25 protein-coding genes are annotated in these 24,170 nt (G+C 64.6%); 13 read left to right on the forward strand and 12 right to left on the reverse strand.

What is annotated here, in order from left to right:
• The 4 genes from DM872_RS10900 to DM872_RS10915 all read right to left on the reverse strand — a co-directional run.
• On the reverse strand, positions 1-110 hold a 110-nt coding region (locus DM872_RS10900), incomplete at its 3' end, for a biopolymer transporter ExbD (RefSeq protein WP_179059514.1).
• Between the two features lies 1 nt (position 111).
• A complete protein-coding gene (locus DM872_RS10905) occupies positions 112-819 on the reverse strand; it encodes a MotA/TolQ/ExbB proton channel family protein (RefSeq protein ID WP_179059515.1) in 708 nt (235 codons plus the stop codon).
• 15 nt (positions 820-834) lie between these two features.
• Positions 835-1,650: an energy transducer TonB gene (locus DM872_RS10910; protein WP_179059516.1), complete on the reverse strand. Its 816-nt coding sequence runs from the start codon at positions 1,648-1,650 to the stop codon at positions 835-837.
• A gap of 702 nt (positions 1,651-2,352) precedes the next feature.
• A complete protein-coding gene (locus tag DM872_RS10915; RefSeq protein WP_179059517.1) occupies positions 2,353-3,255 on the reverse strand; it encodes a TauD/TfdA dioxygenase family protein in 903 nt (300 codons plus the stop codon).
• 163 nt (positions 3,256-3,418) lie between these two features.
• Between DM872_RS10915 and DM872_RS10920 the strand changes: the two genes are divergently transcribed.
• Positions 3,419-4,333 (forward strand): LysR family transcriptional regulator, encoded by a 915-nt coding sequence (locus tag DM872_RS10920; protein WP_179059518.1) that lies wholly within the window; start codon positions 3,419-3,421, stop codon positions 4,331-4,333.
• Positions 4,334-4,362: 29 nt separating this feature from the next.
• Here the strand turns inward: DM872_RS10920 and DM872_RS10925 are convergent, their stop codons facing one another.
• From DM872_RS10925 to DM872_RS10935, 3 genes are all read right to left on the reverse strand, one after another.
• Positions 4,363-4,653, reverse strand: coding sequence for a type II toxin-antitoxin system RelE family toxin (locus DM872_RS10925; RefSeq protein WP_077521628.1), 291 nt, complete (start codon positions 4,651-4,653; stop codon positions 4,363-4,365).
• Positions 4,646-4,921 (reverse strand): type II toxin-antitoxin system Phd/YefM family antitoxin, encoded by a 276-nt coding sequence (locus tag DM872_RS10930; protein ID WP_179059519.1) that lies wholly within the window; start codon positions 4,919-4,921, stop codon positions 4,646-4,648. The genes DM872_RS10925 and DM872_RS10930 overlap by 8 nt, the downstream gene beginning before the upstream one ends.
• 186 nt (positions 4,922-5,107) lie before the next feature.
• Complete coding sequence (locus tag DM872_RS10935) at positions 5,108-6,160, reverse strand: ABC transporter substrate-binding protein (protein ID WP_179059520.1); 1,053 nt, start codon at positions 6,158-6,160, stop codon at positions 5,108-5,110.
• Positions 6,161-6,460: 300 nt separating this feature from the next.
• On the opposite strand from DM872_RS10935, the gene DM872_RS10940 reads away from it, so the two are divergent.
• Positions 6,461-8,047 (forward strand): ABC transporter permease, encoded by a 1,587-nt coding sequence (locus DM872_RS10940; RefSeq protein ID WP_179059521.1) that lies wholly within the window; start codon positions 6,461-6,463, stop codon positions 8,045-8,047.
• Positions 8,044-8,907 (forward strand): ABC transporter ATP-binding protein, encoded by an 864-nt coding sequence (locus DM872_RS10945; protein WP_179059522.1) that lies wholly within the window; start codon positions 8,044-8,046, stop codon positions 8,905-8,907. The genes DM872_RS10940 and DM872_RS10945 overlap by 4 nt, the downstream gene beginning before the upstream one ends.
• A gap of 163 nt (positions 8,908-9,070) precedes the next feature.
• On the opposite strand, the gene DM872_RS10950 is transcribed toward DM872_RS10945, so the two are convergent.
• The 3 genes from DM872_RS10950 to DM872_RS10960 form a co-directional block, all read right to left on the reverse strand.
• Positions 9,071-10,042: a GGDEF domain-containing protein gene (locus DM872_RS10950; protein WP_179059523.1), complete on the reverse strand. Its 972-nt coding sequence runs from the start codon at positions 10,040-10,042 to the stop codon at positions 9,071-9,073.
• 75 nt (positions 10,043-10,117) lie between these two features.
• Positions 10,118-11,146: a DUF2955 domain-containing protein gene (locus DM872_RS10955; protein ID WP_179059524.1), complete on the reverse strand. Its 1,029-nt coding sequence runs from the start codon at positions 11,144-11,146 to the stop codon at positions 10,118-10,120.
• Positions 11,146-12,207 carry an HlyD family secretion protein gene (locus tag DM872_RS10960; RefSeq protein ID WP_179059525.1) on the reverse strand — a complete coding sequence of 354 codons (1,062 nt, stop codon included), beginning with the start codon at positions 12,205-12,207 and terminating at the stop codon, positions 11,146-11,148. Before DM872_RS10960 ends, DM872_RS10955 begins: the two co-directional genes overlap by 1 nt.
• A gap of 152 nt (positions 12,208-12,359) precedes the next feature.
• On the opposite strand from DM872_RS10960, the gene DM872_RS10965 reads away from it, so the two are divergent.
• Together DM872_RS10965 and DM872_RS10970 are read left to right on the forward strand one after the other, a co-directional pair.
• The gene (locus tag DM872_RS10965; protein ID WP_179059526.1) at positions 12,360-13,325 is read left to right on the forward strand and encodes a LysR family transcriptional regulator; all 966 of its coding nucleotides are present in this window, start codon (positions 12,360-12,362) and stop codon (positions 13,323-13,325) included.
• Between the two features lie 89 nt (positions 13,326-13,414).
• A complete protein-coding gene (locus tag DM872_RS10970) occupies positions 13,415-13,618 on the forward strand; it encodes a hypothetical protein (protein WP_179059527.1) in 204 nt (67 codons plus the stop codon).
• Between the two features lie 498 nt (positions 13,619-14,116).
• Here DM872_RS10970 and desA read toward each other — a convergent pair whose 3' ends face one another.
• Positions 14,117-15,304, reverse strand: a complete 1,188-nt coding sequence (gene desA / locus DM872_RS10975; RefSeq protein WP_179059528.1) for a delta-9 fatty acid desaturase DesA — start codon at positions 15,302-15,304, stop codon at positions 14,117-14,119.
• A 171-nt stretch (positions 15,305-15,475) separates the two neighbouring features.
• Between desA and dibA the strand changes: the two genes are divergently transcribed.
• From dibA to DM872_RS11010, 7 genes are all read left to right on the forward strand, one after another.
• Entirely contained in the window at positions 15,476-17,380 is a 1,905-nt protein-coding gene (gene dibA, locus DM872_RS10980; protein ID WP_179059529.1) for a phosphodiesterase DibA, read from the forward strand.
• Positions 17,381-17,579: 199 nt separating this feature from the next.
• Positions 17,580-17,762, forward strand: a complete 183-nt coding sequence (gene oscA / locus DM872_RS10985) for a sulfur starvation response protein OscA (protein WP_077524552.1) — start codon at positions 17,580-17,582, stop codon at positions 17,760-17,762.
• Positions 17,763-17,889: 127 nt separating this feature from the next.
• On the forward strand, positions 17,890-18,888 hold the full coding sequence (locus tag DM872_RS10990; RefSeq protein WP_179059530.1) for a sulfate ABC transporter substrate-binding protein: 999 nt from the start codon (positions 17,890-17,892) through the stop codon (positions 18,886-18,888).
• Positions 18,889-19,090: 202 nt separating this feature from the next.
• The gene (gene cysT / locus DM872_RS10995; RefSeq protein WP_077524550.1) at positions 19,091-19,909 is read left to right on the forward strand and encodes a sulfate ABC transporter permease subunit CysT; all 819 of its coding nucleotides are present in this window, start codon (positions 19,091-19,093) and stop codon (positions 19,907-19,909) included.
• Positions 19,910-19,919: 10 nt separating this feature from the next.
• Positions 19,920-20,792: a sulfate ABC transporter permease subunit CysW gene (cysW, locus tag DM872_RS11000; RefSeq protein WP_179059531.1), complete on the forward strand. Its 873-nt coding sequence runs from the start codon at positions 19,920-19,922 to the stop codon at positions 20,790-20,792.
• Between the two features lie 5 nt (positions 20,793-20,797).
• The gene (locus tag DM872_RS11005) at positions 20,798-21,787 is read left to right on the forward strand and encodes a sulfate/molybdate ABC transporter ATP-binding protein (RefSeq protein ID WP_179059532.1); all 990 of its coding nucleotides are present in this window, start codon (positions 20,798-20,800) and stop codon (positions 21,785-21,787) included.
• Between the two features lie 215 nt (positions 21,788-22,002).
• Complete coding sequence (locus DM872_RS11010; protein ID WP_373273703.1) at positions 22,003-22,755, forward strand: sulfite exporter TauE/SafE family protein; 753 nt, start codon at positions 22,003-22,005, stop codon at positions 22,753-22,755.
• A 39-nt stretch (positions 22,756-22,794) separates the two neighbouring features.
• Here DM872_RS11010 and DM872_RS11015 read toward each other — a convergent pair whose 3' ends face one another.
• The gene (locus DM872_RS11015; RefSeq protein WP_179059533.1) at positions 22,795-23,196 is read right to left on the reverse strand and encodes a hypothetical protein; all 402 of its coding nucleotides are present in this window, start codon (positions 23,194-23,196) and stop codon (positions 22,795-22,797) included.
• 125 nt (positions 23,197-23,321) lie between these two features.
• Between DM872_RS11015 and DM872_RS11020 the strand changes: the two genes are divergently transcribed.
• Complete coding sequence (locus DM872_RS11020; RefSeq protein ID WP_179059534.1) at positions 23,322-24,110, forward strand: MmyB family transcriptional regulator; 789 nt, start codon at positions 23,322-23,324, stop codon at positions 24,108-24,110.
• The last annotated feature ends 60 nt before the right edge of the window (positions 24,111-24,170 follow it).

Genomic DNA, 24,170 nt, shown 5'->3' on the forward strand with positions numbered 1-24,170 from the left:
AGCGGCGCGGTGACGATGAACACCACCAGCAGCACCAGCATCACGTCCACCAGCGGGGTGACGTTGATCTCGGAAAGGACTTCGTCGTTGTCCTGGGTGGAGAAGGCCATGTCAGGAGGCCTCCTTCACGGCCCCGGCGGCACGCGCCGGGGCCGGATTGACGAGCAGCTTGAAGGCGCTCTTCTGCGCCAGCAGGTAGAAGTCGTGGGCGAAGTCGTCGAGGTCGGCGGCAGTGAGCTTCAGGCTGCGCAGGAAGTAGTTGTAAACCAGCACCGCCGGCACCGCGACGGCGATGCCCACGCCGGTGGCGACCAGCGCTGCGCCGATGGGGCCGGCGACGGTTTCCAGGCTGGCCGAGCCGGCCGCACTGATACCCTTCAAGGCTTCCATGATCCCCCAGACGGTGCCGAACAGGCCGATGAAGGGCGAGGTGGAACCAATCGAGGCGAGCACCGCCAGGCCCGATTCCAGGGAACGCCGTTCGCGCTGGATCTGCTGGCGCAGGGCGCGCTCCAGGCGGTCCTGGTGGTTGATCGCCTGGCTCAGGTCGCCGGGCTGGCCGCCCTGCACCTGGATCGCGGCGAAGCCGGCGTGGGCCACGTGGGCGGCGGCCCCGGCATGTTGCTGCAGTTGCTCGGCGGCGCTGTCCAGGCTGGTGGCGCTCCAGAAGCGCTTCTGGAACTGGCGGTCGCGGCGCTTCAGGCGGGCGAACTGGATGCCCTTGACCAGGGCCAGGCCCCAGGTGACGACGGAGAAGCCGATGAGCAGCCAGATCACCAGGTGCTCGATGGAGGCGAAGGGATTGGTTAACAGGTCCATGGAGTCTTCCTCTGATCAGTTCAATTTGAAATCGATGGGCACGCTGACCCAGCCGTCGCGGGCGACCTCGCCCTGTTTCGCCGGCACGAAGGTCCAGCGCTTGACCGCGCGCACCGCAGCCTCGTCGAGCAGCTCGCGGCCGCTGCTCGTTTGCACCTGGACCTCGCTCGGCAAGCCGCTGGCCAGCACATGCACGCGCAGCAGCACGGTGCCCTCCCAGCCGCGCCGCTGGGCGAAGGCGGGGTACTCGGGCGCCGGGTTCTTCAGGTAGCCGGCATTAGCCGAGGGCGGCGTCACCGGCGCCGGCGCAGGTGGTACCGGCGGCGCGGGCGGGGCTTCGGCCTTGGGCGGCGCGGGCGGCGGTTCCACCGGCTTGGGAGCCAGCTTCGGCGCGGGCTTGGGCGGCTGCGGTTTCGGCTTGGGTTTGGCCACCGGCTTGGGCGGCGGCGGCTTCACGGCCAGCTCCTCCACCACCGGGGGCGGCGGCTCGATCACGGGCGGCGGCGGCTCCGGCAGTGGCGGTTCCACCACGGGCGGCGCCGGGGCGGTGAATTCGATGGTCATCGGCGGAATCTGCGGCGGCACTTCCGGCAGCGGCGGCGTGGGTTTCTGGCTCAGCCAGTGCAGCACGGCGCCATGCAGGACCAGGGCGAAGGCGCCCAGCAGCCAGGCTTCGCGGCGGCTGAGCACGCGGCTGTCGCCGGGACTGCGGAAGACCGTGCGGTCCAGCGCCTGGCGCACCGGCACGCCGAGGTCGCGGACCTCGCCTGGGCGGCGAACTTCCTGCCAGTGCAATTCACGGCCGCTGTCGGCTTCGAGGACATTGCCCATGGGCAAGACTCCTGGGGATAAAAAGGCCCGGCCTGTGCCACCGGGCTTGTTGAAATGGCAGCCGGCTCAAGACCGGCGAGATGGCCGAGCTAGAGCGGTCGGCCATGGAGGGATGATTGGGGGGCAGGCTTATCTCATAAAGTAATTTTTAATGATTTTATAATTACTTTTAGGAATATGTATTTTTTAAGTACATGAATTTAAAAGACAATTTCTTATGCATGCCTTGAGAACATCGAAAATATGCCCGGCAGGCATCGGAGGCCCCGTAGGTTGGTCCGAGCGCAGCGAGGCCCAACGCAGCAGCGATGAACCCCGAACGTTGGGCTTCGCGTAGCTCAGACCAACCTACGCTCAGCGCACTGCCTGCACCGCCAGCGCAAAGACCGAGAAGTGGCACCGTAGATTGGTCCGAGTGCAGCGAGGCCCGACATCGCGCGGTGTCGAATGCCTTTGTTGGGCTTCGCGTAGCTCAGACCAACCTACGCTCAGCGCACTGCCTGCACCGCCAGCGTAGTGACCGAGAAGTGGCACCGTAGGTTGGTCCGAGCGCAGCGAGGCCCAACATCGCGCGGTGTCGGATGCCACAAATCAGCCAAACCTGTCAGCGCGGTAGCCGCAAGGCTTCGGTGCGCGCGGCGCACCCTACAAACGCAAAAGCCCCCAGCGGATCACTCCGGTGGGGGCTTTTGATTGGAGCAATCAGCTCTTGCGAAGGGTCTGGCTGCGCTGCCCGTCGATGCTCACCGGCACGTCGCCGGCCAGGGTCACGCGGCGCACGATACGCGGCTGGGTGTCGTAGTCGTCGACGGCGTAGTGCTGGGTCGCGCGGTTATCCCAGATCGCCACATCGCCGGCCTGCCAGCGCCAGCGCACGGTGTTCTCCAGGCGAGTGACATGCCCCTGGAGCACGGAGAACAGGTGCGCCGAATCCGGCTGGGAGAAACCCTTGATGCGTTTGACGAAGTGCCCCAGCAGCAACGTCCGCTCGCCGCTCACCGGATGCACCCGCACCACCGGATGCTCGGTTTCATACACGGTGGAGGTGAACACCTTGCGGTACTGCTCCAGCTTCTCGGCGCTGACATGGGGGCGCGTGGCGGCATAGTCGTATTCGTTGCTGTGCACGGCCCAGAGCTTGTCGGCCAGCTCGCGCAGGGGTGCGGGCAGGTCCTGGTAGGCGGTGGCGGTGTTCGCCCAGACGGTGTCGCCGCCAGCGGCCGGGGCCGTCACGCTGCGCAGGATGGAGGCCTTGGGATAGGCGTCGACGAAGGTGACGTCGGTGTGCCAGGAGTTGGCGCGCTGCCCTTCGGCGCCGTCCAGTTGCAGCAGGTAATGGGTGCCCTCGCGCACTGGCACGGTGGGGTGCGCCACCGGCTCGCCGAGCAGCTTGGCGAAGGCTTCCTGGCCCTGGTCGTCCAGCTGGGTCTGGCCGCGGAAGAAGATCACCTTGTACTGGACCAAAGCGGCCTGGATGGCTTCGAGGGTGGCGGCATCGAGATTGCCGGACAGGGTCACGCCCCTGATCTCGGCGCCGATGCGACCGGCAACGGGATGGATGTCGAGTTCAACGGCCTGTTGTTGGGCCAGTGCGGCAGTGCTCATGGTGCGGTCCTCACGGTCAGGGGAGATGCGCCATATGCTTATTCGATATACGTCTAATAATTTATCGAATGTGCATTTGACGGAATAAGAGCTTGCATTTAAAACCCCACGCAATGCCGCGACAAATGCCTTCGCCCTATATTTTCGATGCCGGAAAAGCACCATGGACCTGCGCCAGCTCCGTTACTTCATCGCCCTGCTCGAACACCGCAGTTTCGTCCGCGCGGCCGACGCCATGGGGATTACCCAGCCGGCCTTCAGCCGCAGCATCCAGGGCCTGGAGCAGGACTTCGGCTGCCAGCTGGTGGACCGTGGCAGCAAGGACCTGCGCCCCACCCCGGAAGGCCAGGTGGTGCTGCAGCACGCCCTGCGCCTGGTACAGGGAGCGAGCAACCTGGCGCGCGAAATCGACCAGATGACCAAGCTGGATGCCGGCGAGTTGCACTTCGGCAGCGGCCCCGCGCCAGCCGCCAGGCTGGTGCCCGACGCCCTCGCGGTATTCATGCAGCGCTACCCGCGCATCCGCACCCATTTCGAGGTGAATAACTGGGAAGTGCTGGGACGCCGCCTGGCCCGGGACGAGATCGAATTCTTCATCGCCGACGTGCGCCAGTTCGAGGCCGACCCGAGCTTCCAGACCCGGCCGCTGACGCCCCGTTATGGCCGCTTCTTCTGCCGGCAGGGGCACCCGCTGCTGCTCAAGGAGAGCCTCTCCACCAACGACATGTTCGACTATCCGCTGGCCGCCACGCGGTTACCGGCGGGCATCCGCAAATTGCTGGCGAGCTATAGCGGCATGGTGGATTTCCAGCTCAGCCTGGAGTGCGACCACGTACCCACACTGGTCCAGGTGGTGCGCCAGACCGATGCCATCGGCATCGCCCAGCAGGAAACCATCGCCCCGCTGCTGGAATGCGGTGCACTGGCGCTGCTGCACTGGCGCAACCTGCCCGATCGGGTGGACAGCCTGGCCGCACGCTGCGGCATCGTCACCCGCACGGGTTATCGCCTGTCCCCAGCGGCGCGGGCCCTGATCGACGTGCTGCTGGAGATGGATTCGCTGGAGCAGGCGGCGTAGGGGTTGGGAAGGGACAGGCCTGCCAAGCGCTATTCAATGCGACCCTTGGCGGCCTCATAGACCTCTGAACGCTCACGCCTACCCACAGCGATGACCGTGACAACCAAGCGCTGATCCACCACCTCATAAACAAGGCGATAGCCCACCGAGCGCAGCTTGATCTTGTAGCAGTCCGGCATTCCCTTGAGTCGATCAGACTCGACTCGTGGGAGGTCGAGGCGTTCTTTCAGCTTCTTGGCAAACTGCAGCCGGATGGTGGAGTCCAGCTTGTGCCATTCCTTGAGCGCCTTGACGTTGAACGCCAGGCTGAACTTAGGCACGGCTATCGGTCGCTTGCGCGATCAACTCATCGATATCGACTGCGACCGTCGGTTCCCCCTGACGGGCGCGGACCAGTTCGGCCAGGCGCAGGTCGTCAATCAGCTCGAGCATGGCTTGATAACGAGCGGGCGGAACGGCGTAGAAAGCCGGTTCGTTGCGGTTGAGGATGACCACAGTTTCGCCGTGACCTTCGCGAATGGTTCCCATGGGATCACGTTTGAGGTCGGTTACGGAGGCGGCCACATCCGCCAGGATCTGGAAGGGCATTAGAGTCTCCTAAAAGCACCAATAAGAGCACCAATCACAGCACTGAAGAATAACTGTAGACGGTGCCTTCATGAAGCAGTTTTTCTGGAGAGCTCTCGTCGGCGCGAATGCCCTGTGGATAAAAAAGCCGCCTTGCGGCGGCTTCCACGACTCCCTGTAAAGGACCTCCCTGTCAGCGACTCCCTGTCAGCGCGAGGCCTGTCCCGGCCCCTGCAGCGCCGCGTCGAGGAAACGCGGCTCCACCCAGTCGGCAACCTGGAAACCACGGCGGATCAGGCGTTCCTTGGCCGCCAGGTCCACGCCCTGTTGCAGCAGGCCGATGAATTCGGCGTCCAGGTGAGGATCGAAGTAGCGATTCAGGCTTTCCTGGGCCAGGTCGCTGGCGAGGATGCCCGGCGGATAGCTGGCCAGGCTCGATACCAGTTCGACATAGGCCGCCTTGTTGGCATCGTCACGTATCCAGGTCACCGCCTTCTGTTGGGCCTTCACCAGGCGTCCCACCACCTCCGGGTACTGGCGGATGAAATCACCGGTGGCCACCAGCACAGCCTGGGTGCTGCCCGCGCCGTCGAGGTCGCGGGAGTTCAGCGGCAGTTCCGCAAGACCGCGTTCGCGAAGGGCGATCAGGTTGGAGAGCCCCCAGGTCGCGTCGATCTGCTTGGCGGCCAGGGCCGCGCTGGCGGCGTTGAAGTCGAGGTTGATCACCTTCAGATCACGCTCGCTGAGGCCCTGGCTGGCCAGGGCGCTGGCGAAGGAGAGTTGGAGGGCGGTGCCGCGAAACACCGCCACGCGTTTGCCCTTGAGGTCCTGCAGGCTCTTGATGCCCGAGCCCGGCACCACGCCGAGATAGCTCTTCACACCACGGGTGTTGGCGCTGATCACCCGGGTGTCCAACCCGTTGGCCTTGCCGACGATTGCGGCCAGGTCACCCAGGTAGGCGAAGTCCACCTGACCGTTTGCCAGGGCCTCGTTAACCACCGGGCCGGCGCCCTTGAAGAAGCGCCATTCGACGCGGATACCGTCCTTGGCGAATTCCTCCTCGAAGATTTTCTGATCGCGCAGCACGTCCACCACGCCACCCGCGCTGTGCTTCGTGCCAGCACTCAGATCCGGCACCGCGATGCGGATCGCTTCGGGCTTGGCCGCTTCGGCGTGGGCAACCATGGGGAATGCCCCGAGCACGCCGACCAGCAGGGGTGAGGCGAAGGCCCCGAGTATTTGGTTGAGCAGGGTTTTCATGGCGGTGGGCTCCTTGGCGGGCTGCCGCCGGCAGAGGCCGGCGCTGTGGAGCGGAAGCTAGGCGTGCGTCCTCAGGCAAAACAAATAATAAAAAGTCATTTTTTAATAATTTTTACGCCTAAGTCAGACGGGACGCCGGCTGCACGGGTGCATGCATAACGCGCATAAAAAATATGAGGCAAACGCATCGACCTATACCTTTCCGGCGCTATCGACTCGTGTTCTTATCTGTTTAAGTAATTAATCATAACTTTATTATTCTTTTTTTGAATAATCCAAGAACCCGTTCGGGAGATGGAAATGAGCCGAACCTTGACCTGGACACCCCCCGCGCTGGCTTTACCCGGCGGGTGGCGCGGCCATTCCGACACCCTTCTGCCCTGGCTGCTGCCCCTGGGCCTGGCCCTGCTCTGGGTGCTCGCGAGCCATTACCGCTGGATGAGCGAACAAATCCTGCCGGCGCCATCGTTGGTCTGGCAGAACGCCCTGGAGTTCGGCTCGGGCGAGCTCTGGACCCATCTGTGGATAAGCCTCCAGCGGCTGTTCTGGGGACTGCTGGCGGGCGTCGCCGGCGGACTCTTGTTGGGTACCTGGCTGGGTGCGTCGAAGCGCGCGGAGGCGCTGGTCTACCCCAGCTTCGTGGCCCTGGCGCAGATTCCTACCCTGGCGTGGATTCCGTTGTTCATGCTGTTCTTCGGCATCGGCGAGTTGCTCAAGCTGGTAGTGCTGATCAAAGCGGTAGTGGTGCCGGTGACCCTGCATACCCTGGTCGGTGTGCGCGATGCCCAGCCCAAGCTGCGCGAGGCCGCGGCCGTGTTGCGCCTGCCGCGTCACCTGCTGTTCCTGCGCCTGTTGCTGCCGGCCGCCCTGCCCGCCTTCCTCACCGGCTTCCGCCTGGCCCTGGCCACTGGCTGGACGTCGCTGCTGGCGGTTGAGCTACTGGCCTCCAGCGAAGGCCTGGGCTACCTGATGGTCTGGGGACGCCAGCTGTTCATGCTGGATCTGGTGTTCCTCTGCATCCTCCTCATCGGCCTTGTCGGCGCGCTGATGGACCGAGGCTTCGGGCTCGTCGAACGGCGCTTGCTGCACTGGCCGCAACCGGCCACTGGCGAGCAGCGCCGGCGCAACGATGCACGGGGTTGGCGCCGCCTGGAGGGCGCCCTGTTGCCCGCCGCGCTGCTGATTCTCTGGCAGGCCAGCAGCAGCCTCGGCTGGGTCGACCGCAATATCCTGGCTTCGCCGCTGGACGTGGTGCGCAGCCTGGCGGATGGATTCCAGGACGGCTCCCTGCCCCATGCCATGCAGCTCAGCCTGCAACGCGCCGTGGCCGGTCTGCTTGTCGGCGGTGGCGCCGGGCTCCTGCTGGGATTGCTGCTGGGGCTTTCCAATCGCACCGAGCGGGTACTGGGGCCAAGCCTGTCGGCGGTGCGCCAGGTCGCGCTGTTCGCCTGGGTGCCGCTGCTTACCGCCTGGTTCGGCCTGGGAGAACTGGCCAAGGTGGTGTTCGTCAGCCTGGCGGCCTTCTTCCCGCTCTTCATCGCCACCCAGCGCGGCATCGCCAGCCTGTCGCCGCAGTTGGGCGAGGCGGCCCGCACCCTGCGTCTGGACCTGCCCAAACGCCTGCAGTTGCTGATCCTTCCCGGCGCAGCCCCGGCCATCTTCGCCGGCCTGCGGCTTTCCCTGATCTACGCCTGGCTAGGGACCATCGGCGCCGAGTACTTCATGCCGTCCGATGGCGGCATCGCAAGCCTGATGCTCGGCGCCCAACAGATGTTCCGCATGGACCAGGTGATGGCCGCCATGGTGCTGGTGGGCCTGGTCGGCGCCCTGCTCGGCGCTCTCGGACAACGCATCGAAACGCGCGCGACGCGCTGGAGACACGCATGAATGCCTTCAATCCCTCGGCCCGGGAAGCGGCCAACCAGCCCCATTCCATCGCTCCCCTGGTCAGCTTCGACCGGGTCGGCAAGGTCTTCTCGGTGGATGGCCAGGCCTTCGAGGCCATCCAGGACTTCAGCCTGGCGATCAACGAGGGCGAGTTCATCGCCATCGTCGGCTCCAGCGGTTGCGGCAAGTCCACCCTGCTGCGCCTGCTGGTGGGGCTGGATACCGACTTCAGTGGCGAAATCCGCGTGGATGGCGCGCCGGTCCGGGGCATCGGCGGCGAGCGCGGCATCGTGTTTCAGGAGCACCGTCTGTTCCCCTGGCTGACGGTGGCGCAGAACATCGGCCTGGGGCTGGTAAACGAAAAACTGACCCAGGGCGAACGTGCCCGACGGGTCCATGAGTTCGTGCAACTGGTTGGACTGAACGGCTTCGAATCGGCCTACCCGCATCAGCTTTCCGGGGGCATGGCCCAGCGCGTGGCCATCGCCCGCGGCCTGGTGGCCAGCCCACGCATTCTGCTGCTGGACGAGCCTTTCGGCGCCCTCGATGCGCTGACCCGCCAGCAACTCCAGGACGAGCTGCTGGCCATCCGCGAACGCTCCGGCATCACCACCCTGCTGGTCACCCACGACGCCGAGGAGGCGATCTACCTCGCCGACCGCGTGGTGGTGATGGCGCCAAGGCCCGGTCGGATCAAGTCGGTGGTGGAGATCGACCTGCCACACCCACGGCAGCGTACGGGGGCGGACTTCCACAGGCTTCGGGAGCGATTGCTGCACCAACTCACCGGGGACGGCGACTACCTGCCGCCGCTGCTGCAGCGCGTGGAAGGCATGCGGCCGGAGTTCATTGCGCTCTGATCGATGTCCACGCCCGGAAACGTTGGGCTTCGCTGCGCTCTGCCCAACCTACGGAAAAGCGCATCGTTGATTGGGCCGATGGAGCCTCGCCATAACCGTAGGTTGCGGCTGAGCTACGCGAAGCCCAACGATTCCCCGCACCGTGTTGGGCTTTGCTGCATGATCAATCGGCCAGGACGATCTGGTTCTTGCCGCCGCGCTTGGCCTGGTACATGGCCGCGTCGGCACGGGCGTAGAGGCTGTCGAGGTTGCCGTCGTCGCGCAGGTTGGCCAGTCCCTGGCTGGCGGTGACGCCAAAACTCTTGCCGTCGACGGTGAAGCTCATCCGCTGCACTTCCCGCTGCAAGCGTTCGGCGATCTGCCACGCCAGCTCCGGCGGACAGCCGGGCAGGACGGCGGCGAACTCCTCGCCACCGATGCGGCCGAACAGGTCGCCCCGGCGCAGGGTGTTGGCGCCGCACTGGGCGATGCGCTGGAGTACCTGGTCGCCGGTCTGGTGGCCGTGGGTGTCGTTGATTTTCTTGAAGTCATCGACGTCCATCAGGATGAACGCCAGCGGGCTGCCGAACTGCACCGAGTGCTCGAACTCGCGCTGGGCGCATTCGAAGAAGTGCCGGCGGTTGCTGCTCTTGGTCAGCACGTCGGTGGTCGCCAGGCGATGCAGCTCGCCTTCCAATTGCTTCTTTTCGGTGATGTCTTCGGCGATACCGACCACGATGGTCGGCTGGCCTTCGCCGCCGCTCTGGCTGATGAAGCATTTGTCGCTGATCCAGCGCAGCTGGCCGTCGGCGCGGATGATGCGGTACTCGCGCGCCTCGATGGCGCCCTTCTCCAGCACCTCGGCAAAACTCTGCGCGGCGTACTCCAGATCATCCGGATAAATGCAGTTGCGCCATTCGTTGTAGTCCGCCAGCAGCAGGGCGGCGGAACGGCCGAACATGGTTTCGTAGGCGGGGCTGACGTAGATGATCCTCTGAGCCTCCCAGTCGAAGGCCCAGAGCACCGCATTCACGCTGCCGAGGAGGCTGCTGAAGATGACCTCGCGTTCGCGCAGCCGTTCGACCTCGCCCCGACTGTGAAGCAGGGCAAGGGTGAGTTTTTCCAGTTCGCTGGGCGATTCGAGGGACGTTTCCATTCGGCCACTACCTTCATAGGACCTGCCTTCGACAGATTAGGCAGGCAAAAGTGCGAACGGAGTATAAGCCGACGGTCAGGCGTGACTGGCATGACGGAAGGACGAAAAACGGTTGAGCAAACGGTGCAGGACGAACACCGCAACCAGCGTGAGGAATACCGAAACGCACACGGAACTCAGGCGGTAGGCGATGGAGTACACCACGTCGTGCTGCGGGGTGAGGTACTGGCCGAAGACGATGGCCAGGGTGGTCAATGCCCCGAAGCCGATGCCTTGGGCTCCTTCCAGCACGTGCAGGCGCGCGCAGCAGAACGCAGCGGTCCAATACATCAGGGTCACCAGGGGCAGCACGTCGTAGTGACTGTAGAGGACCAGTTGCAGCACCAGCCCGATGGCGCAGCCCAGCAGGGTGCCGAGGGCACGGATGCGACCGGCGAAGCGGATGCCATTCCAGTGCATGGGGAACAGCACCAGGATCGACGCCACCTGCGCCGACAGCGAATCCTTCAGGTCGAAGCTCTGGAACAGCATGAAAGACAGGGTGGCGATGGTCGCCCCGAGCACCGCTTCGTGACGCTGGCTGGGCAAGTCCTTGGCCGGCATCTGCCGGAACGGACGTGGCTCGGCATCGGGGAAGAGGAAGAACATCAGCCAGGCGATCAGCACCGTCAGGCTCGCCGCCACGAGGTTGCTGGTGACCAGGTCGTAGAGATGGGTTTCCGGGTAACTGGCGAAGTGCAGCTGGATGGAGAGGAACACACTGCCCAGGGCGCCGAACATGAACAGCGGCCCCTGGGCCATCAGGCGGAAGCGCCAGAAGAAGGCCAGGAACGCCAGCGGTACGATCATCTGCGGGCGGTCGCCGAACAGGCCGTAGATCACCAGCACCTCGACGCTCACCACCACCGCCTGAAGCAGGAACTGCCGCACGACATGGGCATTGATGACCGGCGTGAGGCCGAGCAGCAACATGGGGTAGACGCAGAAGAACGAGCCGTTGTCCCAGCCCATCAATTTGCAGATGAACAGCCCGAGGGTGCCGCCGCCAGCGAGACGCAGGCACTGCCTGAGATCGTTTTCCGTCAGAGCTGTCCTGCGGATCATCAGTACACGTAATGCAGGATGCTGATGGCGGCGATCTGCACGCGGCCGAACAGGTCCGCCAGGTGCGAGTCACCCGGGTAGAGCTGCACCGTTGCCTTGGCGCCGCTGGGCAGCGTGTAGGGCAGGGCTTCGGTGAGGCTGACATGCAAGCGCTGGCGCTGGGCATCGCGTACCCAGCGGTCGGAGACTGCAGGCGCGGCGAGGTCGCCGTTGGCGTCGAGCTGGCCTTCCTTCACGCCGGCATCGATGGCGCTGACCCTGGCTTGGAAGATGTGCCCGGGCAAGGCGTCGAACACCACCGCGGCGCCGTCTTCCAGGCGCACGTAACGCAGGGCCTTCTCGCGGAAATCGGCGCTGATATCCGCTTCGTCCGCCACCAGCGCGGCCACCGGGTTGCCGGCATGCAGGAAGGCGCCCGCGGACAGCTGCAGATTGCTCAGGGTACCGGCGCGCTCGGCGCGGACTTCGCTGTATTCCAGTTGCAGACGTGCCTGGTCCAACGCGTTTCGCGCCTGACGCAGGCGCAGGTTGTCGTCTCCGGCATCGCCGCGCTGGGCCATCAGCTCGCGAATGCGCGCCCCGGCGGCGCTCAGTTTGGCCTGGGCGGCCTGGCGCTGCGCTTCGGTCTGTTCGAAGAGTTGGCGCGACACGTGCTGGCTCTGTACCAGACGTCCGAGGCGTGCGGCCTCACGTTGCAGTTCACTGGCCGCAGCCTGGGCGGCGACCTGGTCGGCACGGGCGGCGGCGATGGCGGCGTCGAGCTGGCGGTTGTCCTGCTCGGCCTGCTCCAGCGCCAGCTCGGCAGAGCGCACGGCCAGGTGGAAGGGCTCGGGGTCGAGGCGGAACAGCACCTGGCCCGCGTCGACGTGCTGGTTGTTGCTGACGGCCACGTCCAGTACCTGGCCATCCACGCGGGGGGCAATGCGCAGCACTGGGCGAGTCAGTTGCGCCTGGGGCGTGATGGGCATCCACAGGTCCGCCGCGAGGAAGTAGGCGAACAGCAGGACGAACAGGACGATGGCCGCCTGGACCCGCCGGGCGAATCTTTGATCCGGAGTCATGCGTACCTCGAAGGGACCCGCAGCAGGTGCGGGTGGGGAAGACGGGAACGGCAAGAACTCGGCCATTGCCGCCCATGGGCACAAAGTATATTTACCTGAGAATCCGGGATAATCTCCCACTTGCGAGAAGCAGCCTTACACAAGGGGTAACAATGGACACGCTCCACAGCATGCGGGTTTTCGTGCGGGTGATAGACACCGGCAGCTTCACCGCCGCCGCCCAGGCCATGGACCTGTCCACCGCGCAGGTGTCGCGGCTGGTATCGGAGCTGGAACAACAGCTTCAGGCCCGCCTGCTGCATCGCACCACCCGCCGCCTGGCGCTGACCGAAGTGGGCGAGCGCTACCTGCAACGCTGCCGGCAGATCCTCGGTGAAGTCGACGAAGCCGCAGCCGAGGCGCGTGGCGCCCACCTCAAGCCCCATGGCCGCCTGCGTGTGCACACCATGACCGGCCTCGGCCTGCAGCACCTCACGCCGCTGGTGGCGCGCTACTCCGAACTCTATCCGGAAGTGGTGGTGGAACTGACCCTGTCGCAGCGCACCCCCGACCTGCTGGAGGACGGCCACGACGTCATCATCACCTTCGCCCGCGAGCTGCCCGATTCACAGATGGTCGCCCAGGTGCTGGGGCCGATGTTCAGCGTGCTTTGCGCAGCCCCCGCCTACCTGAAAAAACACGGCGTCCCCGTCAGCCCTGTGGACCTCCAGCATCACCGCTACCTGCGACTGCTGGACCCACTCTATGAGGACAGCTGGGTATTCAACGGCGAGCAGGGCGAATTCAACGTGCTCCCGGCCGAGAGCTTCCAGGTCAATGTCGCCGAGTCCCTCGCCAAGGCCGCGCAGGCGGGCATGGGCGTCTGCCTGCTGCCCTCCTTCGTCGCCTGCCCGCCCGTACGCGAAGGCAAGCTGCTGCGGCTGCTACCGGAATACCGCCTGCGCGAGCGCAACATCTACGCCATCTACCCGTCACGGCGCTTCCTCGATGCCAAGATCAAGACCTGGGTGGAGTTCCTCAAGGCTGAGCTGCCTCCGCTGCTGACTCAGGACGAAGCGCTGCTGGAGGACCCGAAGCGCTGGGCGATCAACGCGAAACTGTTGCGAAAAGAGAAATAGTTCTTCACTGAAACCGCTATTTTTCCGCTTTCCTGACCTCCCTAAGATGGCGCCATGTTTCGCAAGAAACCATCCGAGAGGTTCAAGATATGCAACGCAATGCACTTTTTACTGCCGTTTTCGCCGTATTTTCCCTGTTTTTCGCGCAACTGACGCTGGCTGAAGAATCCAACACCTTTGTTGCACGCAATGCAGCTCTGGCCGAACAGCGCGCCGATGCCGCCCAGCAGGAAGCCATCGCCAAGCAAGGCGCTGAGCAACAGCAGCAGTCCGACACCCACCAGGACAGCTGATTCCTGCATTCCCTGTTCTCCACCTCCTGACGTTGATGCGTGACAGCTCCTATATCGACGTCCTGTTCAGGCCGCTCATGATGAGCGGCCTTTTTTTGCCTGCAGGAAATGGCGGGGCCGGGGTGACCCGGGGCAGCTGCGCTGCCCTTGGCGATTGAAATCGCCCCCACAGGGAAAGCGAGCCCTTCCTGCTGCACCACGGCAGTTCGGTGCCCCGCCTTGTGGGGGCGAATTCATTCGCCAACCGAGCCGCAGGTTCGGCCTGCAATGCCCATCGCGATTGAAATCGCCCCCACCGGGAAAGCGAGCCCTTCCTGCTTCACCACGGCAGTTCGGTGCCCCGCCTTGTGGGGGCGAATTCATTCGCTAACCGGACCGTAGGTTCGGCCTGCAATGCCCCTCGCGATTGAAATCGCTCCCACAAAAAAGCCCCTCGCCGGCCCCAGAAAGCAAGAAGGCCGGCATTTCTGCCGGCCTTCTTGATGGATCTCGCAAACGTCAGGCCGCTGTGGCCGGACGCAGGGAGTAGGTCTTCAGCTGTTCGGCGAAGTCGCGCAGGGACTGGATGCCACTGGCTTCGGCGTCGTGGATCCACTGCTTCATCGCTTCCAGCATGTCGTGGCCGTTGGCGCTGGTCTTCACCCAGATCTGCTGCAGCGCCAGGCGCTTCTCGTAGATGACCTTGAGCGCCTGGCTCTGCTCCAGCATGGCGGCGATACGCGCCTGGTGGGTTTCGTCGAGCAGGCTGGTTTCGCGGGACAGCAGGCGCTTGGCGCGGCGGAACAGGTGGCGCACCGATTCGTCGGCCTTGGCCAGTTCCTGCTTCACCAGCGGAGCGATCACCAGCTTGCGGTACTGGGCCATGATCTGGAAGCGGTTGTTGAGGATGGCCATGGCAGTGTCCATGTCCAGGCTGCCCTTGCCTTCGACGCGGTGGGCGATGGGCGCGACGCGCTGCACCTTGGCCATGCCAAGGAAGCTGAACAGCTTGATCCAGGCCCAACCCATGTCGAACTCCCATTTCTTCACCGACAGCTTGGCGGAGTTCGGATAGGTGTGGTGGTTGTTGTGCAACTCTTCGCCGCCGATCAGGATGCCCCAGGGCACCAGGTTGGTGGCGGCGTCGCGGCATTCGAAGTTGCGGTAGCCAATGGCATGGCCCAGGCCATTGATGACACCTGCAGCCCAGACCGGGATCCACATCATCTGCACGGCCCAGATGGTGATGCCGGCGGCGCCGAACAGCGCCAGGTCGATCAGGGCCATCAGGGTCACGCCGCCAATCGGGTAGCGGCCGTAGACATTGCGCTCCATCCAGTCATCCGGGCAGTTCTTGCCATAGATGCGCAGGGTTTCTTCATTCTTCGCTTCTTCCGCGTACAGCTCCGCGCCTTTGCGCAAGACGGTGCCCAGGCCCTTGATCACTGGGCTGTGGGGGTCGTCAGCGGTTTCGCACTTGGCGTGATGCTTGCGGTGGATGGCGGTCCACTCGCGGGTGTTCATGGCGGTGGTCAGCCACAGCCAGAAACGGAAGAAATGCTTGAGCGCCGGATGCAGCTCCAGGGAGCGGTGCGCCGAGTAGCGGTGCAGATAGACGGTGACGCCGACGATGGTGATGTGGGTCATCACCAGGGTGACCGCCACCAGTTGCCACAGCGACAGGTCGAGAAAACCGTTGTACCACATGGATGGTATTGCCTCGGGTGAAGTGAATCGGGGCTTTGTTGCGCGAATCTGGCTCGAATTATCACAAAGCGCCGGTAGAAAACCATCCTCTCTTTTAGATAGAAGCCCCCCGGTCGTCGGTTGCTCCTATAATGCGCACCCCCGTATGACCTAGCCAGGACGGCCGCGCCCATGCGTTCCAAGTTCAGCGCCCTGCGACTGGTGCTGCCCTACTTCATCATCGCCAGTCTCTGGGTGCTTTTCAGCGACCGGGCACTGCTTGCCCTGGTGGGCGACCGCGTCCTGCTGGATGAGCTGCAGACCGCCAAGGGCCTTCTCTTTGTAGTGGTCACCAGCCTTCTGCTGTTCGCCCTTGTCTGCCTGCACTTGCGCCGCCTGAAGGACTATCTGGACGCGCGCCGCGCCCACGAAAGCAGCCTGCGCCAGGCCGCCGCCGTGTTCGACAGTACCCAGGAGGGCGTGCTGGTCACCGATGCCGACAGCCGCATCGTCCACGTCAACCGCGCCTTCTCCCGCATCACCGGCTTCGAGGAAGCGCAGGTGCTGGGCGAAAACCCGCGCATCTTCAGTTCCGGCCGCCACGCGCCGGCCTTCTACAAAGCCATGTGGAACGCGCTGGATCACCGCCGCGAATGGAGCGGCGAGGTGTGGAACCGGCGCAGGAACGGCGAGATCTATCCGCTCTGGCAAAATATCCGCGCCATCCACGACGAAGACGGCCAACTGACCCACTATGTGGCGGTGTTCTCCGACGTCAGCGCGATCAAGCGCTCGCAGCATGAACTGGATTTCCTCGCCCACCACGATCCGCTGACCAACTTGCCCAACCGCCTGCTCTTCACCGAACGCGTCGAGCAGGTGCTGGAACGTGCTCGCCGTGAGAAGCAGAACGGCGCGTTGCTGCTGCTGGACCTCGATCACTTCAAGCACATCAATGAAAGTTTCGGCCACTCCCATGGCGACCTGCTGCTGAAGATGGCTGGCGTGCGCCTGCAAGGACTGATGGAAGGCGGCATGACCCTGGCGCGCCTGGGCGGTGACGAGTTCGGCGTGCTCTGGGACAACTGCCCCCAGGCCGATCAGGCCGCGGCGCTGGCAGAGCGCATCCGCACCGAGCTGGCGACCCCGTTCCGCCTGGGCGGCCATGACCTGTTCATCAGCACCAGCCTCGGCATCAGCCTGTTCCCGGACACCGATGCCAATGTCGAGCAGGTGATGCGCAACGCCGACTCTGCCCTGTTCAAGGCCAAGGGTTCGGGACGCGATGCCTATGCCTTCTACAGCCAGGAACTGACTGAACAGGCGCGCCAGCGTGTCGAGCTGGTCAGCGCCCTGCGCCAGGCCCTGGAACTGGGGCAGCTGCGGGTCCACTACCAGCCCATCCAGCGCCTCGCCGATGGCCAACTGATCGGTTTCGAGGCGCTGGTGCGCTGGGCGCATCCCGAGCGTGGTCTGGTACCGCCTGGGGAGTTCCTGCCGATCGCGGAACAGAGCGGGTTGATCGCCAGCATCGATGCCTGGGTACTGGAACAGGCCTGTCACCAGATGCGCTGCTGGCTGGAACAGGGGCGCGCCCTGTCGTTCGTGGCGGTGAACCTGTCCTGTCGGCTGTTCCACCGCACGGAGCTCGATAGCGAGGTGGCGCGGGTGCTGGCCGCCACGGGCCTTGCGCCGGAATACCTGGAGCTGGAAATCACCGAAAGCGCGGTGATGGAAGACCCGGACACCGCCGAAGCCCTGCTGGGGCGATTGCGCGCGCTGGGCGTGCGCCTGGCCATCGACGACTTCGGCACGGGCTACTCCTCGCTGCAGCGCCTCAAACGCCTGCCGGTGCAGAAGCTGAAGCTCGACCAGAGCTTCGTGCGCGGCTTGCCGGACGACAGGAACGACATCGCCATCGCCCGCGCCGTTACCGCCCTGGGCCACAGCCTGGGCATCAGCGTGCTGGCCGAAGGTATCGAGGTGGACGCCCAGGCCAGCTTCCTTCGCGAACTGGGCTGTGACTATGGACAGGGCTACCTGTTCAGCCGCCCGTTGCCGGTGGAAGCGCTCGAGAGCCTCTGGTCAGCAGCCTGAAGGCGGACATGTTCGAACGTGCCTGGCATGGGGCGCACCGGCCCGCCGGCGCCTGAGCGACGCGCAAGTTAATTCGGTTATATAAAAATTCTTAAATAGTATTTTTAAGAATATTCCCTGCTTGCTTAAGATTCGCTCCACGCCACGCGGAATACCCTTCCTGACCCACGCCGCGGGCCCCATTTCTAGGAGCACGACCATGAGCGCAACCCTTCGTAGCGTGGAAGGCCAGGACGAGGCCAGCATCCTGCGTGAAATCCAGAGTGCCCTGCACGGCCTGCGTTTCGGCTCGGTGGAGATCACCGTGCACAACGGCCAGGTGGTGCAGATCGAACGCAAGGAAAAATTCCGCCTGCAGCAACCGAACCAGCGCGGTAACTGATTCAAAGGACACCGTTCGAGCCTCGACAGGCTTGAAGCCCGACCGGACTGCCGGAGGGCGTTTCGACGAACACCACCAAACAGCCCTAGCCAACACCTAAAAAAATTCAGTTCCAGGAGCTTTGATAATGTCGATTCGCCGTTTCGCCCTCGCCGCCCTCGCCAGCGCCCTGATCGCCGGCCCGGCCGCCGCCGCCACCGAACTGCTCAACGTGTCCTACGACCCCACTCGTGAGCTCTACCAGGAATACAACGCTGCCTTTGCCAAGCACTGGAAGACCGAAGGCGGCGACGACCTGAAAATCCAGCAATCCCACGGTGGCTCCGGCAAGCAGGCCCGCGCCGTGATCGACGGCCTGAAGGCCGACGTGGTGACCCTGGCCCTGGCCGGCGACATCGACGAGCTGCAGAAGCTCGGCAAGCTGATCCCGGCAGACTGGCAGGCACGCCTGCCGCAGAACAGCACCCCCTACACCTCGACCATCGTGTTCCTGGTACGCAAGGGCAACCCCAAGGGCATCAAGGACTGGGGCGACCTGACCAAGCAAGGCGTTGAAGTCATCACCCCGAACCCGAAGACCTCCGGCGGCGCCCGCTGGAACTTCCTGGCCGCCTGGGCCTGGGCCAAGAAGCAATACGGTAGCGACGCCAAGGCACAGGAATACGTGAAGGAGCTGTACAAACACGTACCGGTGCTGGATACCGGCGCCCGTGGCTCGACCATCACCTTCGTCAACAACCAGATCGGCGACGTGCTGCTGGCCTGGGAAAACGAAGCCTTCCTGGCGCTGAAAGAGCAAGGCGGCGAGAACTTCGAAATCATCGCGCCGAGCCTGTCGATCCTGGCCGAGCCGCCGGTGTCGGTGGTCGACAAGAACGTCGACAAGAAGGGCACCCGCAAGGTCGCCGAAGCCTACCTGCAGTACCTGTACAGCGAGGAAGGCCAGCGCATCGCGGCGAAGAACTTCTACCGCCCGCGTAATGAGAAAGTCGCGGCCGAGTTCGCCAAGCAATTCCCGAAACTGGACCTCGTGACCGTGGACAAGGACTTCAACGGCTGGAAGGAAGCCCAACCCAAGTTCTTCAACGACGGCGGCATCTTCGACCAGATCTACCAAGCGCAGTAACGATGATGGGTTTCGCAAGCTCTACCCATCCTACGAGACCAGTTCCGTAGGATGGGTAGAGCGGAGCGAAACCCATCGAAAAGTGCTTCAGGGAAGGAGCGAAAACCAGGCCTGATCCACGGATCGGGCCTGTTTGCTGGAAGCGGCTCGACGGGGCCGGCTCCGGAAAACCAAGCGTTCCAACGCAGAGTAAGGACAGAACATGTCACGACGCATCTCCCCGGTCATACCCGGCTTCGGGCTGACCCTGGGATACACCCTGGTGTATCTCAGCCTGCTGGTCCTGATTCCCCTGGGTGCCCTGTTCCTCAAGACCACCGAGCTGACCTGGGTCCAGTTCTGGACCATCATCAGCGCCCCCCGCGTGATCGCCGCCCTCAAGCTCAGTTTCGGCACCGCCCTGGCTGCCGCCGTGATCAACGGCATCATCGGCACCCTGCTGGCCTGGGTCCTGGTGCGTTACGACTTCTTCGGCCGCAAGGTCATCGACGCCATGGTCGATCTGCCCTTCGCGCTGCCCACCGCAGTCGCCGGCATCGCCCTTACCGCCCTCTATGCACCCGCCGGCCTGGTGGGCCAGTTCGCCACCGACCTCGGTTTCAAGATCGCCTACACCCCGCTCGGCATCACCCTGGCGCTGACGTTCGTCACCCTGCCCTTCGTGGTGCGGACGGTGCAGCCGGTGCTGGCCGACATTCCCCGCGAGGTGGAGGAAGCCGCCGCCTGCCTCGGCGCCAAGCCGCTGCAGATTTTCCGCCATGTCCTGCTGCCGGCCCTGCTACCCGCCTGGCTGACCGGTTTCGCCCTGGCCTTCGCCCGTGGCGTGGGTGAGTACGGCTCGGTGATCTTCATTGCCGGCAACATGCCGATGAAGACCGAAATCCTGCCGCTGCTGATCATGGTCAAGCTGGACCAGTACGACTACACCGGCGCCACCGCCATCGGCGTGCTGATGCTGGTCGTCGCCTTCGTCCTGCTGCTGCTGATCAACCTGCTGCAACGCCGCATCGAGACCCCGTGAGGAGAGCGCCATGAGTTCCGCAAGCCTGACCGCCGCGTCCTCCGCCAACGCCGCCCGCCGGGGCAGCGCGCTGGGTCGTCGCATCCTGATCATTTCCGCCTGGCTGGCCTTCGCCCTGTTCCTCCTGCTGCCGCTGCTGGTGGTACTGAGCGAAGCATTGAAGGACGGCCTGGGTACCTTCTTCACCGCCATCTTCGAGCCGGACGCCCTTTCCGCGCTGAAGCTGACCCTGATCGCCGTGTTCATCTCGGTGCCGCTCAACCTGGTGTTCGGCGTCGCCGCCGCCTGGTGCGTGAGCAAGTACGAGTTCCGCGGCAAGAGCCTGCTGGTCACCATGATCGACCTGCCGTTCTCGGTATCTCCCGTCATCGCCGGTCTGATCTACGTGCTGCTGTTCGGCGCCCAGGGCTACTTCGGCGAATGGCTGCAGGACCGCGATATCCAGATTGTCTTCGCCGTACCCGGCATCGTCCTGGCCACGATTTTCGTGACCTTCCCCTTCGTCGCCCGTGAACTGATCCCGCTGATGCAGGAACAGGGCACGCAGGAAGAGGAAGCCGCACGCCTGCTTGGCGCCAACGGCTGGCAGATGTTCTGGCACGTGACCCTGCCGAACATCAAATGGGGCCTGATCTACGGCGTGGTGCTGTGCACCGCGCGGGCGATGGGCGAGTTCGGCGCGGTGTCGGTGGTGTCCGGCCACATCCGCGGCGTCACCAACACCCTGCCGCTACATGTCGAGATCCTCTACAACGAGTACAACCACGTCGCCGCCTTCAGCGTCGCCAGCCTGCTGCTGGTGCTCGCCCTGTGCATCCTTCTGCTCAAGCAGTGGAGCGAGTCGCGCCTGTCCCGTCTCAAGTCGAATGCTGATGAGGAGTAACCACCGTGAGCATTGAAATCCGCAACGTCAGCAAGAACTTCAACGCCTTCAAGGCCCTCAACGAAATCAGCCTGGATATCCACAGCGGCGAACTGGTGGCGCTGCTCGGCCCGTCCGGCTGCGGCAAGACCACCCTGCTGCGGATCATCGCCGGCCTGGAAACCCCGGATGTGGGCAGCATCGTGTTCCACGGCGAAGACGTTTCCCAACACGACGTGCGTGATCGCAACGTCGGCTTCGTGTTCCAGCACTATGCCCTGTTCCGCCACATGACGGTGTTCGACAACGTCGCCTTCGGCCTGCGCATGAAGCCCAAGCGCGAGCGTCCGAGCGAGTCGGCGATCAAGGCGAAGGTCCACGAGCTGCTGAACATGGTGCAACTGGACTGGCTCTCCGACCGCTACCCGGAGCAGCTCTCCGGCGGTCAGCGCCAGCGCATCGCCCTGGCCCGCGCCCTGGCGGTGGAACCGAAGATCCTGCTGCTCGACGAGCCCTTCGGCGCCCTCGACGCCAAAGTGCGCAAGGAGCTGCGCCGCTGGCTGGCGCGCCTGCATGAGGAGATCAACCTGACCTCCGTATTCGTGACCCACGACCAGGAAGAAGCCATGGAAGTGGCCGACCGCATCGTGGTGATGAACAAGGGCGTGATCGAGCAGATCGGCGCACCGGGCGAGGTCTACGAGAACCCGGCCAGCGACTTCGTCTACCACTTCCTCGGCGACTCCAACCGCCTGCACCTGGGCGACGATCAGCACCTGCTGTTCCGTCCCCATGAAGTCTCGCTTTCGCGCTCCGAAGTGGCCGAACACCGCGCCGCCGAAGTCCGCGATATCCGCCCCCTGGGCGCCATCACCCGGGTGACCCTGAAGGTGGACGGCCAGGACGAATTGATCGAGGCCGAAGTGGTGAAAGACCACGACAGCCTGGTCGGCCTGGTGCGTGGCGAAACGCTGTTCTTCAAGCCCAAGGCCTGGCAGAAGGCGGCGGGGTTCTAATTCCTTCCCTGTAGGTTGGGCTGAGCGAAGCGAAGCCCAACGCAACGGAGCCCACTCCCGAACGGTGTTGGGCTTCGCTTCGCTCTGCACCAACCTACGTAGCCATCCTGCATTCCACACTTCGCCCCACTCCGAATCGTCCCGATTCAGCGCCACGGATACTGGCCACGAATTCATCGGCGCGCCAACATGCGCCCCACACAAGGAGTGAACCCGTGGCCGATTCCCTGATTGCCTACTTGCCGCTGATTGCCGCCACCTTCCTGCTCGCGGGCACCGTGAAGGGCGTGGTTGGCCTTGGCCTGCCCACCATTTCCGTCGGCTTGCTGGGGCTGGTGATGCCACCCATGCAGGCCGCCGCCCTGCTGATCGTGCCGTCCATGGTCACCAACATCTGGCAGCTCGCCGCTGGCAGCAGTCCGTTGGCCATGCTGCGGCGTCTGTGGCCGATGCTCGCCGGCATCTTCGTCGGCACCTGGGCCATGGCCTGGGTGGTGAACGCCACTGACCTGCCCGGCGCGACCTCGATACTCGGTATCGCGCTCGTGGTTTATGCAGTGCTCGGGCTGGCATCGGTGCGCTTCGCCGTGGCACCGGCCAATGAAGGCTGGCTGGGGCCGGTGATCGGCGCGGTGACTGGCGCCCTGACGGCGCTGACCGGGGTTTTCGTGATCCCGGCGGTGCCTTACCTGCAGGCCATCGGCCTGGAGAAGGACGAACTGGTGCAGGCCCTGGGGCTGTCCTTCAGTGCCTCCACCATTGCCCTGGCGGTGAGCCTCGGTCACAGCGGCGAGCTGCTGCAACCGGCGGTGCTGGGCGCTTCCCTGCTGGCCCTGGTGCCGGCACTGCTAGGCATGGCCGGCGGCCAGTGGCTGCGCAAACGCATCAGTGCCGAACGCTTCCGCCGCTGGTTCTTCATCGGCCTGCTGCTACTCGGCAGCGACCTGGCCCTGCGCGGCCTGTTCTGAGCCATAGGCGCCGGCCACACAGGCCGGCGCCGTTTCCCATCACGCGACCGCTTCCTGGCAACGCCGCAGGCCGAAGAATTCCAGCTCGGCGAGTACGGCCACCGCCACGGCCTGGCCGATCACGAAGACCTTACCCAGCAGGGTCGGCTCCACCCAGCCCACCGCCAGTAGCGAGAGGCTGTCCACCACCCACACGGCGTTGATCGCCAGTACCGCCCAGATCCAGCCACGGCGCACCGTCGCCCGGTTGGCCAGCCAGCCGAGCGCCAGGGCGAAGGGCAGCAACCCGATGCCCGCACCCAGCAACAGCGAACGCGGCAGGCCCAGCAGTTCTTCCAGGGGGCCGGCGGCCAGCGCCAGCAACAGGCCCATGACACCACTGGCGAGGGCATCAGCTTGCAGGGCACGGCGCAGCAGCGGGGACATATCGAGATGAGTCATGGTGGTTCTCCTGTCGAATGAGGCGCCGACGTGGCGCTTGGCGACAGATTTCCGCGAAACCCGCAGCGGGTCGATTACCTGCCAGGTAATGGCCGGGATTCCCTCCCTGGACTATCGTCGGTGCCATGAATACTTCTGCCCACCCCGTCGGCGCCCTGTTGCGCCAATGGCGTCAGCGACGCCGCCTGAGCCAGCTCGACCTCGCCTGCGACGCAGAGATTTCCACGCGTCACCTGAGCTTCGTCGAGACCGGTCGCGCTCATCCCAGTCGCGAGATGCTGCTGCACCTGGCCGAGCAACTGGAAATTCCCCTGCGTGAGCGCAATCGCCTGCTGACCGCCGCCGGCTATGCGCCGCTGTTTTCCCAGCGTGCGCTCGATGACCCGGCGCTGGCCGGCGCGCGCACGGCGGTCGAGCAGTTGCTCAAGGCCCACGAACCCAACCCGGCGCTGGCGGTGGACCGGCACTGGAACCTGCTGGCGGCCAATGGCGCCGTCGCGCCGCTGCTCTCGGGAGTTGCGCCGGAACTGCTGGCACCGCCACTCAACGTGCTGCGCGTGTCCCTTCATCCACAGGGCCTGGCGCCTCACATCGTCAACCTCGGCCAGTGGCGAGCGCACCTGCTGGAGCGCCTGCATCGGGATATCGAAGTCAGCGGCGACGCGGAGTTGCAGGCCCTGTTCGATGAACTCGACGGCTACCCCGCGCCACCTCCGCCGGAAGGACCGCCCAGCGACGCGGTGCTCGTGCCGTTGCAGTTGCGCACGCCGGTCGGGATCATCAGTTTCATCAGCACCATCACGGTGTTCGGCACCCCAGTGGACGTCACCCTGGCCGAACTGGGACTGGAGACCCTGTTCCCGGCCGACCCAGCCAGCGCCGAGCTGCTGCGTAAATTGCAGGGCGGAGCCTGAAAACATCGATTCCCCCACAACAAATCATTCTTTCGGGTAGTAGCGTGAAACCCACGGCGC

Origin of the sequence: Pseudomonas taiwanensis, from assembly GCF_013393345.1 — a bacterium.
Lineage (GTDB): Bacteria > Pseudomonadota > Gammaproteobacteria > Pseudomonadales > Pseudomonadaceae > Metapseudomonas > Metapseudomonas resinovorans_C.

What these genes read in the sequence shown, in the direction of transcription:
- cysW (WP_179059531.1), top strand. Translation starts at nt 19,920, where the DNA reads ATGAGTTCCGCAAGCCTGACCGCCGCGTCCTCCGCCAACGCCGCCCGC.
- DM872_RS10945 (WP_179059522.1), top strand. Translation starts at nt 8,044, where the DNA reads ATGAATGCCTTCAATCCCTCGGCCCGGGAAGCGGCCAACCAGCCCCAT.
- cysT (WP_077524550.1), top strand. Translation starts at nt 19,091, where the DNA reads ATGTCACGACGCATCTCCCCGGTCATACCCGGCTTCGGGCTGACCCTG.
- DM872_RS10970 (WP_179059527.1), top strand. Translation starts at nt 13,415, where the DNA reads ATGCAACGCAATGCACTTTTTACTGCCGTTTTCGCCGTATTTTCCCTG.
- desA (WP_179059528.1), bottom strand. Translation starts at nt 15,304, where the DNA reads ATGTGGTACAACGGTTTTCTCGACCTGTCGCTGTGGCAACTGGTGGCG.
- DM872_RS10935 (WP_179059520.1), bottom strand. Translation starts at nt 6,160, where the DNA reads ATGAAAACCCTGCTCAACCAAATACTCGGGGCCTTCGCCTCACCCCTG.
- DM872_RS10905 (WP_179059515.1), bottom strand. Translation starts at nt 819, where the DNA reads ATGGACCTGTTAACCAATCCCTTCGCCTCCATCGAGCACCTGGTGATC.
- DM872_RS11015 (WP_179059533.1), bottom strand. Translation starts at nt 23,196, where the DNA reads ATGACTCATCTCGATATGTCCCCGCTGCTGCGCCGTGCCCTGCAAGCT.
- DM872_RS10955 (WP_179059524.1), bottom strand. Translation starts at nt 11,146, where the DNA reads ATGATCCGCAGGACAGCTCTGACGGAAAACGATCTCAGGCAGTGCCTG.
- DM872_RS10950 (WP_179059523.1), bottom strand. Translation starts at nt 10,042, where the DNA reads ATGGAAACGTCCCTCGAATCGCCCAGCGAACTGGAAAAACTCACCCTT.
- DM872_RS10965 (WP_179059526.1), top strand. Translation starts at nt 12,360, where the DNA reads ATGGACACGCTCCACAGCATGCGGGTTTTCGTGCGGGTGATAGACACC.
- DM872_RS10910 (WP_179059516.1), bottom strand. Translation starts at nt 1,650, where the DNA reads ATGGGCAATGTCCTCGAAGCCGACAGCGGCCGTGAATTGCACTGGCAG.
- DM872_RS11020 (WP_179059534.1), top strand. Translation starts at nt 23,322, where the DNA reads ATGAATACTTCTGCCCACCCCGTCGGCGCCCTGTTGCGCCAATGGCGT.
- DM872_RS10990 (WP_179059530.1), top strand. Translation starts at nt 17,890, where the DNA reads ATGTCGATTCGCCGTTTCGCCCTCGCCGCCCTCGCCAGCGCCCTGATC.
- oscA (WP_077524552.1), top strand. Translation starts at nt 17,580, where the DNA reads ATGAGCGCAACCCTTCGTAGCGTGGAAGGCCAGGACGAGGCCAGCATC.
- DM872_RS10920 (WP_179059518.1), top strand. Translation starts at nt 3,419, where the DNA reads ATGGACCTGCGCCAGCTCCGTTACTTCATCGCCCTGCTCGAACACCGC.
- DM872_RS10960 (WP_179059525.1), bottom strand. Translation starts at nt 12,207, where the DNA reads ATGACTCCGGATCAAAGATTCGCCCGGCGGGTCCAGGCGGCCATCGTC.
- DM872_RS10940 (WP_179059521.1), top strand. Translation starts at nt 6,461, where the DNA reads ATGAGCCGAACCTTGACCTGGACACCCCCCGCGCTGGCTTTACCCGGC.
- DM872_RS10930 (WP_179059519.1), bottom strand. Translation starts at nt 4,921, where the DNA reads ATGCCCTTCCAGATCCTGGCGGATGTGGCCGCCTCCGTAACCGACCTC.
- DM872_RS10915 (WP_179059517.1), bottom strand. Translation starts at nt 3,255, where the DNA reads ATGAGCACTGCCGCACTGGCCCAACAACAGGCCGTTGAACTCGACATC.
- dibA (WP_179059529.1), top strand. Translation starts at nt 15,476, where the DNA reads ATGCGTTCCAAGTTCAGCGCCCTGCGACTGGTGCTGCCCTACTTCATC.